General features: G+C 47.0%; 1 protein-coding gene. It reads left to right on the top strand.

Annotated elements, in window-relative coordinates:
• The first annotated feature begins 168 nt into the window (after positions 1 to 168).
• Positions 169 to 1,431: a bifunctional sterol desaturase/short chain dehydrogenase gene (locus NG833_RS29580; RefSeq protein WP_254568846.1), complete on the top strand. Its 1,263-nt coding sequence runs from the start codon at positions 169 to 171 to the stop codon at positions 1,429 to 1,431.
• Positions 1,432 to 2,404 lie beyond the last annotated feature (973 nt).

Here is a 2,404-nt window from a genome sequence, read left to right as displayed (position 1 = left end):
CGCAATGCTTGCGCCCTCCGGAGGGCGCAAGCATTGCGCCCCTACAATCTACACATCTTGACAGGGCTAGGGTTCAAACCCCCGCCGGTAGTGGCGCTAGGACTTAAACAATGGTGGCGATCGGGGTCATTCCCTAAAATTACAGAAAAAAGGTGTATTAAACTAACTATGCTCCCAATTTGGATTGCGACAGTAGCGTGGGGACTCGGTTCTATTCTGTGGGCGGAACTGGTACGAGATTTGTATCATGCTTTTGCCCATGTTTGGCAACCCCTCTATCGCTTGCACGTTTGGCATCATCGCGTTTTTCGTCCGAATCTCACCCCAGCGAGTGAAGAGATTTATCAACAAGCGCATTGGCGCAATGACGTACCCGAGGCCCTGGTAATGCTGGGGTTTGGGCTGTTGTGGTGGTTAGGGGCCTATCTGTTTCTTCCGAGTTACCATTGGGTTGCGGGGATTGGTTGTCTTTATACCCTCTGCTTTTTAGGCAGTGCGATCGCCCGAGGATTAGGCATCCCAGAAGCCGATCGCCTCACGGATTTGACTCACCAACCGGGTCCTTTTGCCACTCCACCCTCGCGATGGTTTGTGAATCGTCCCTACCATTGGCGACATCACTTTGATAACCAAAATGCTTACTTTTGCGGGACGTTTACTTTTATAGACAAACTTATGGGAACTGCACTTTCCCTCAAAGGCAAAACCGTAGCGGTAACAGGGGCTTCTGGAACCCTGGGGCGATCGCTGTTGTTGCATCTCCATGAAGCAGGGGCCAAAGTCATCGCCCTCACCTCCGGCAATGAGGCAGTCGTCTTAACCCTAGCGTCAGAAACCCTGGAGGTGAATACCGTTACCTGGCAAATTGGGCAAGAAAACGAGTTGGCGGCGTTATTTGAAAAGGTCGATATTCTCATCTTGAATCATGGCATGAACGTACATGGCGATCGCACCCCAGAGGCGATCGCGAATTCCTATCAAGTCAACGCCTTTTCCTCCTGGCGTTTAATGGAACTGTTTTTCACCACAGTTCGTACCAATCAAGACATCGCCCGCAAAGAAGTCTGGGTTAACACCTCCGAAGCAGAATCCAATCCCGCCTTTAGTCCCCTGTACGAACTCACCAAACGCACCCTCGGGGATTTAGTCACCTTGCGGCGATTAGATGCACCTTGCATCGTTAGAAAATTGATTCTTGGCCCCTTTAAAAGCAATCTCAATCCCATTGGGGTCATGTCTGCCGATTGGGTTGCCAAACAAATCGTCAAACAAGCCAAAGCGGATAATCGGAACATCATCGTCACCATTAATCCCCTGACTTTTATGACCTTTCCCATCAAAGAACTCTTGAACTCAGTTTACTTTAAACTGTTTAGCCGTCCAGGGATTCCGGCAACCCAACCCTCGGAAACAAACCACTCCTTGCCCTAAAAAGGCAACTATTCCTAATCCCAGACTCAAAACCAACAATCCCGCTGGTATTGCTACCAGCGGGATTGTCTGTTATTTCGCTCTATTAAAAAGACCTTGCGGCCTGTCTTATAAGCACCTAAACTCGGTGCGCTTTCTTATGGTTTTAATATAACTGAATTCTCCGAGAAAGTTTATCCCTCTAAAGATAGAACCTGTTGCTACCTCTAGGGAACAATCCAATTTAGTTTTAGCTAAAACCGGCTTTCTTGAGAATTTCTGGTTTTGCTGCAAGTAACGGTGCAAGTCTTCCTCAAAATCAACAATCCCACTAGAGAGATTCTAGCGGGATTGTCTGTTATTTTGCTTTACTAAAAAGACCTTGCGGCCTGTCTTATCAGCACCTAAACTCGGTGCGCTTTCTTATGAATTTAATATAACTGAATTCTCCGAGAAAGTTTATCCCTCTAAAGATAGAACCTGTTGCTACCTCTAGGGCGTTGGTACAGTAACGGCAAGACAAACTAGGTTTCTTGTCCTAGTCTAGAGTGAATGTGGGTTCAAACCCACCCTACTCCTCCAATTACCGGGGGAATCCATCGGTGAAAATCAACAATCCCGCCAGAGGTTTCTAGCGGGATTGTCTGTTATTTTAATTTACTAAAAAGACCTAATGGCCTGTCTGATCAGCACCTATCTCGGTGCGCTTTCTTATGTTCTTAATGTACCCGAACTCTAGGGCAAAGTTTATCCCTCTACAGATAGAACCTGATTCTACCTCTTCCGGTAGCCTCTTGGTAGCAACGACACCCTCCATAGATTATTATTGGGGACAGGAAATTATCAACTCCTCGAAACCAACAATCCCGCCAGAAGATTTCTAGCGGGATTGTCTCTTATCTTGATTTATAATCAGGGCTTGTTAAAAAGGCCAAGGGCCTGTGTTATGAACACCGATATCTCGGTGCGGTTTGTTATGTGCTTACTTTACCCG

This window comes from Oscillatoria sp. HE19RPO, from assembly GCF_024220515.1.
Classification (GTDB): Bacteria; Cyanobacteriota; Cyanobacteriia; order Cyanobacteriales; family Laspinemataceae; genus Laspinema.
Note: the sequence above shows the minus strand (reverse complement) of the source record. Positions and strands in the feature narration are given on the sequence as shown.

Bases quoted from the DNA above. Each gene is read 5' to 3' on its own strand.
- NG833_RS29580 (WP_254568846.1), top strand. From the start codon at position 169: ATGCTCCCAATTTGGATTGCGACAGTAGCGTGGGGACTCGGTTCTATT.